Source organism: Streptomyces sp. NPDC022910 (genome assembly GCF_055561075.1).
In genome coordinates, this window is the sequence record NZ_JBVHHL010000133.1 from 1 (window position 1) to 4915 (window position 4915).

The 4915-nt window shown below is 69.1% G+C and carries 8 protein-coding genes; 6 read left to right on the plus strand and 2 right to left on the minus strand.

The annotated features are described in order from the left end of the window. Positions 1 to 104 precede the first annotated feature (104 nt). Positions 105 to 458, plus strand: a complete 354-nt coding sequence (locus tag ACZ3TS_RS42435; RefSeq protein WP_467628451.1) for a hypothetical protein — start codon at positions 105 to 107, stop codon at positions 456 to 458. A 24-nt stretch (positions 459 to 482) separates the two neighbouring features. Here the strand turns inward: ACZ3TS_RS42435 and ACZ3TS_RS42440 are convergent, their stop codons facing one another. Both ACZ3TS_RS42440 and ACZ3TS_RS42445 read right to left on the minus strand, forming a co-directional pair. Continuing rightward, entirely contained in the window at positions 483 to 953 is a 471-nt protein-coding gene (locus ACZ3TS_RS42440) for an NUDIX hydrolase (protein ID WP_467628454.1), read from the minus strand. A 93-nt stretch (positions 954 to 1046) separates the two neighbouring features. Further along, on the minus strand, positions 1047 to 1676 hold the full coding sequence (locus tag ACZ3TS_RS42445) for a phospholipase D-like domain-containing protein (protein WP_467628468.1): 630 nt from the start codon (positions 1674 to 1676) through the stop codon (positions 1047 to 1049). Positions 1677 to 1702: 26 nt separating this feature from the next. Here ACZ3TS_RS42445 and ACZ3TS_RS42450 point away from each other — a divergent pair, with 26 nt between their 5' ends. The 5 genes from ACZ3TS_RS42450 to ACZ3TS_RS42470 all read left to right on the plus strand — a co-directional run bounded on the left by ACZ3TS_RS42450 (position 1703) and on the right by ACZ3TS_RS42470 (position 4824). Next, positions 1703 to 2020, plus strand: a complete 318-nt coding sequence (locus ACZ3TS_RS42450; RefSeq protein WP_467628471.1) for an SCO3933 family regulatory protein — start codon at positions 1703 to 1705, stop codon at positions 2018 to 2020. A gap of 3 nt (positions 2021 to 2023) precedes the next feature. Continuing rightward, the gene (locus tag ACZ3TS_RS42455; protein WP_467628457.1) at positions 2024 to 3379 is read left to right on the plus strand and encodes an FtsK/SpoIIIE domain-containing protein; all 1356 of its coding nucleotides are present in this window, start codon (positions 2024 to 2026) and stop codon (positions 3377 to 3379) included. Positions 3380 to 3459: 80 nt separating this feature from the next. Beyond that, entirely contained in the window at positions 3460 to 3942 is a 483-nt protein-coding gene (locus tag ACZ3TS_RS42460) for a hypothetical protein (RefSeq protein ID WP_467628460.1), read from the plus strand. Further along, positions 3942 to 4613 (plus strand): DUF2637 domain-containing protein, encoded by a 672-nt coding sequence (locus ACZ3TS_RS42465; RefSeq protein WP_467628462.1) that lies wholly within the window; start codon positions 3942 to 3944, stop codon positions 4611 to 4613. Before ACZ3TS_RS42460 ends, ACZ3TS_RS42465 begins: the two co-directional genes overlap by 1 nt. Before the next feature lie 19 nt (positions 4614 to 4632). Further along, on the plus strand, positions 4633 to 4824 hold the full coding sequence (locus ACZ3TS_RS42470) for a mobile element transfer protein (protein WP_467628465.1): 192 nt from the start codon (positions 4633 to 4635) through the stop codon (positions 4822 to 4824). Positions 4825 to 4915: the final 91 nt, after the last annotated feature.

The window sequence follows — 4915 nt, forward strand, 5'->3', positions numbered from 1 at the left end:
TCCGGCGAGTACTTACTGGGTGGCGCCACTTCTCCCTCGTTTCCTGTTCAGGACAACCCTATTGGGTCCCTGTCCGGGATCTTCGGGGCCCCTCACGTTGGGGCGTGGTGATCCTCTTACTGGGGATATTGGCATGGGCTTCGGACATCATTGGGCCGGGGATCTTCATCCTTCTAGCCGCCGTAGCTGTCCTGTACTTCCTCTTCCAAGCGCCGCTCAGGTGCATCGCCATGGGGCGGCAAGGCAGGTGCCGTAACAACGCACAAGGTCTCCTGCGTGGGTGCTGGATTCGTGAGCACAAGTGGCAAGGCCTGAAGGCGCTGCGTGGAGCGGGAGGCGAGGCGCAAGGGCTCCACGCAGCGCTCATGCAGGATCGACAGCAGATGAGCGCAACTCTGGGCGTCGCCGTCGGGGTGATCTCGACGATCGTCGCGTGCGCGGACTTCATCTTTAAGTGATGCTCGGCCTTGAGCCCAAGTGAGTCACCCAAGGTACGGCTCGGGCCGTTCCTCGAGTCCGTGGTCGATCCGCATCCGCATCGAAGGATGGATGTTCAGGCTGTCCAGCCGACTGGGATGTACGAACGCCACTTCCTTGCTCTCGCTGCTCGTGCGCAGCGCGCCGCCGACGATGCGTGCTCGGAAGCAGATCGAGAACTGCTGGCGCACGTCGCCGTCGTCGTACGCCATGACGTGAGCCGGGTTGGTGTAGATGCCGACCAGGCCGGTCACCTCGACGTCGAAGCCGGTCTCTTCCTTCGTCTCACGTACGGCGGCATCGGGTGCCGACTCGCCGACGTCGACTCCACCGCCGGGCAGAGCCCAGAGGTTGTTGTCCGTCTTGTGGATCAGTAGGACTTCCCCGGCATCGTTCAGTGCGACGGCGGTCACGGAGGGGACGATGCTGTTCGCCTTCGGGGCATTCGGATCGTTGAAGTAGTCAACTCGGGCCATGCCTCCAGCCTCGCATGTTCGGCTGACGAACCGGGTCGGCCGGGGACCGGGTGCCGGTTCCGCCGGCGCCCGCACCCCCGGCCCCCTTGGTGCCTACGCGGGCCGACCGCGCTCCCAGGTGTAGTCGAAGCTGCGCATGTAGTGCCGGAATGTGCGGGCCCCCGGGAGGTAGCGGAAGTGCAGCACTGGGTTCTGTCCGGCGGGTGCTCCGAGGACGTGTGGGTTCACCAAGACATCGTCGTCGAACCGGTAGATCGAGTTATGGAGAATCGTGTCGTGCAGCCGGACTTCGACGCCGGGCGTCGTCATCGCCGGTTCGAGGTAGCGCCGCGTGATCCGGGCGCGTGCGGCAAGATCGCCTCCGATGCCTTCCTCTTCGCCGCGCTGGCGGACCATCGCGGAGTCCGGGTCGCCAAGCAGAACGCGCACGTGGGCCCCGGCCTTGGCCTTCTCGGCCAACTGGTCTGGAAGGTCCGGGTGGTTGTCGAAGAGGAACAGCCCTGCGTACACAAGGATGTCCACCTGGTCCTTCGCCTTCTCGATCAGCGATGACCACAGTGCCGCCGGTACCGCACCGCGGTGCGGGTAGTACGTGATCAGCTCGGATGTGCCCGCCGACTCGGCCTGCTTCTCGACGGCGGGCCAGAGGTAGACCTCATCGACGCCGAGGAAGCTTGCGGTCTTCCAGCGGTGTCCCCGGTGCGGCGTGCGGTTGGTCGTGATGTGTCGACACCTCCACCGCCACCGTGATGGTTGCCCAGGCCCCTGAGCCCAAGGTCCGTGACCGCCGTACCGGTGAGATCGCCACCGATGCCGAGACCGGCGCGAAGCTGATGACGGTGAACGTGATGTTCGCCCTCAACGGTGAGGTCGAGATCCTGAGCATCACCGTCCCGGAGACCGGCATCTCCGATGAGCTGGTGATGGGCACCCCGGTCGCGCTCACCGGTCTGATCGCGCGGCCGTGGGAGAACGAGTTCAACGGCCAGAAGCGGCACGGGATCGCCTTCCGCGCGGTGGCCGTGACCTCGCTGGCCGCTGGCGCGTCGAAGCCGAAGGCGGCCTGAGTCATGACGTGGCTGATCGTCGCCCTGGTGTTGGTCGTCGCCGTCGCGGGTCTCCTGCGGTGGCGGCGCCCCGCCTGGTACTGGCTGGCCTTCGGGGTCACCCTGGCGAGCCTGCGGGTCTTGTTCCGCTACCCGTCCGTGATGGATGCCTGCGGGCTGACGGCTCCGCCCTCGCGCTGGTGCCTGGCTCTGGCGCGGGCCACCAACCGGCCCGTTCCCGGTCCGCGTGCCCCACGCATCCTGCGGATACGGCCGACCAGGACCGGCCTGGTGCTGCGGCTGAAACTCCGTCCTGGGCAGGATGCCTTCGATGTGGCCGCCTCGTGTGAACGGCTGCGGCACTCCTTCGGGATGTACGGCGTCACCTCCCGCGAACTGCGCTCCGGCGTGGTTGAGGTGCGGATGACCGGCTACGACGTGCTCAAGCGGGGGCAGATGCCCGCCAATACCGACACGGCCCCGATGCGGGTCTCCGTCGCCCTGCGCGAAGACGGCGCCGTCCACTACCGCGATTACCGGGCCGTGCCGCACGCGCTCACGCTCGGCGCCACCGAGTCCGGCAAGAGCGTGTATCAGCGCAACCTGGTGGCCGCGCTCGCCTCGCAGAACGTCGCCCTGGTCGGCATCGATTGCAAACAGGGTGTGGAGCTGTTCCCGCTGGCTCGCCGGTTCTCCGCGCTGGCCGACAACCCGGACACCGCCGCAGAGCTGCTGGATGCGCTGGTGGCGCACATGGGCGACGTGTATCAGCTCATCCGTGCTCAGCAGCGGATCACCGCTGATGTGCCGGATGCGGAGATCGCCGCCGACATCTGGGACCTGCCCGAAGACCTGCGGCCGGTGCCGATCGTGGTCCTGGTCGACGAGGTCGCCGAACTCGCTCTGTTCGCCACCAAGGAGGAGGAGAAGCGCCGGGACCGGATCATCACCGCGCTCGCGCGGCTGGCCCAGCTCGGCCGGGCTGCCGGGATCTACCTGGAGATCTGCGGACAGCGCTTCGGCTCCGAACTCGGCAAGGGCATCACCATGCTCCGCGCCCAGCTCACCGGCCGCACCGCGCACCGCGTCAACGACGAATCCAGCGCGAACATGGCCTTCGGCGACATCTCCCCGGACGCCGTGATCGCCGCGATCCAGATCCCCACCGACATGCCCGGCGTCGCCATCACGGGCGACTCCACCGGCGGCTGGGCCCGCATCCGCGCCCCGCACACCTCGCTGCGGCAGGCCGTCAACACCTGCAACCGGCACGCCGACCTGACCCCGGACCTGCCCGCCGTGGCCTCCTTCCGGCCCGCACTCGACGACCCCAAGCCGGTCCCGGCCCCGGCCGTCGAGTCCGCCCCGGCCGCTGCCTGATCCCTCCTGCTCCACGGTCGGCGCGAGCACATCGCGCCACGTCCCTATCCCCTCCATGCCTGATTCCGAAGGGAGCCCCGATGTTCTGCGAGTACTGCGGCGACGTCGACGGCGAGGAAACCGGCGTCGACCACGACGAACGCGACTGTCCCTGGTACGACACCGACAACGGCGCCGTCACGATCGACGCTGACCAGCTGGCCGACACCCTGAAGGCCACGGCCGACGGCGTCCCCGCCCTGCGGGCCGCGATCGGCCTCCTGGTCGGCCACGGCCTGTGGATCAACCGCCTGGCCGAACGGCCCGGACTGCTACTCATCGACTACTCCGGCCCCGCCCCCGAGCCGTACGGCGTCGACTGGGTCAAGGTCATCGAGGCCCTGGACGCGAAGGAGCTGCCCGCCTCCGGCGGGGAGCTGCGCATCCTCGCCCTCGCCGCCTCCCTCGCCCACCCGGCCGCCCGCATCCCGCTCGGGGACGCAGTCAGCGGCCTGGACGCGACCAACCTCGACCTGGTCCTGACGGCCATCGCCGAAGCCAACGGCCACCCCGAGGTGCGGTGATGGCCATGCCGTCCCGACTGCGCCTTGACGCCGTCCTCGTCCAAGCCATCATTGCTGGGGCCCTTTCCTTCGCCCACCTGCACGACTTGGCCGCCGCGGCCGGTCAAACCGGCTGGAAGGCCTGGGCCTACCCGGTCAGCGTCGACCTGCTCCTGGTCGCCGTCTGGCGCAGGCTGCGCACCGATGGCCCGTCCCGGCTGGCCTGGTGCTGGTTGCTCGTCGCCCTGGTCGCCTCGCTCGGCGCCAACATCGCCACCGCCGGGCTCCTCGACCTGGACCACGTCCCGGCCTGGCTGCGCATCCTCGTCGCCGGATGGCCCGCGCTGGCCTTCCTCGGCGGCACTCTGCTCGCCCACTCCTCCTCGCCTGATCGGGCCGGGGACCGGGTGCCGGTTCCGCCGGCGCCCGCAACCCCGGCCCCCGCACCCGACAACGGGGCAGATCCGGCTCCCGCCGTCGACTCGGAGACCGCTCCGGCTCTGCCCGCCGCCGACCCGGCCCCGGTGCGCGCTGCGGCCGTGTCGGTCCCGGCCGCGCTGGTCGACCACGCCCGCAAGGTCGCCGCCGACCACGAAGCGCGCACCGGTGCCCGGATCGATGTCGACACTCTGCGCGCCCGCCTCGGCGTCCCGCCCCAGCTCGCCGACGCGATCGCCGCCCAACTCGCCTGACTGACAAGGAGATCAGCTCATGCCCGCCCGCGATTTCTTCCACTCCGTGATGCGGATCGGCCCGGTGCAGATCGGCACCCACCGCGACCGCCACGGCCAGATCAAGCACGCCGCTGTGTGCACTGCCGACGGCTGCGGCTGGTCCGCCGACTACACCAGCCAGTCCGCCGCCCAGCTCGCGGCCCGCACCCACCGCTGCAAGGTCCGCTAGGGAGCGTATCCAGTTGTGATCAATCTGCAGGATTCGCTCCCGCAGCGGGGCAAGTTCCGGTAGATCGTCATGCATGACGCAGATGCAACTG

Bases quoted from the DNA above. Each gene is read 5' to 3' on its own strand.
- ACZ3TS_RS42440 (WP_467628454.1), bottom strand. From the start codon at position 953: ATGGCCCGAGTTGACTACTTCAACGATCCGAATGCCCCGAAGGCGAAC.
- ACZ3TS_RS42450 (WP_467628471.1), top strand. From the start codon at position 1,703: ATGGTTGCCCAGGCCCCTGAGCCCAAGGTCCGTGACCGCCGTACCGGT.
- ACZ3TS_RS42455 (WP_467628457.1), top strand. From the start codon at position 2,024: ATGACGTGGCTGATCGTCGCCCTGGTGTTGGTCGTCGCCGTCGCGGGT.
- ACZ3TS_RS42460 (WP_467628460.1), top strand. From the start codon at position 3,460: ATGTTCTGCGAGTACTGCGGCGACGTCGACGGCGAGGAAACCGGCGTC.
- ACZ3TS_RS42465 (WP_467628462.1), top strand. From the start codon at position 3,942: ATGGCCATGCCGTCCCGACTGCGCCTTGACGCCGTCCTCGTCCAAGCC.
- ACZ3TS_RS42470 (WP_467628465.1), top strand. From the start codon at position 4,633: ATGCCCGCCCGCGATTTCTTCCACTCCGTGATGCGGATCGGCCCGGTG.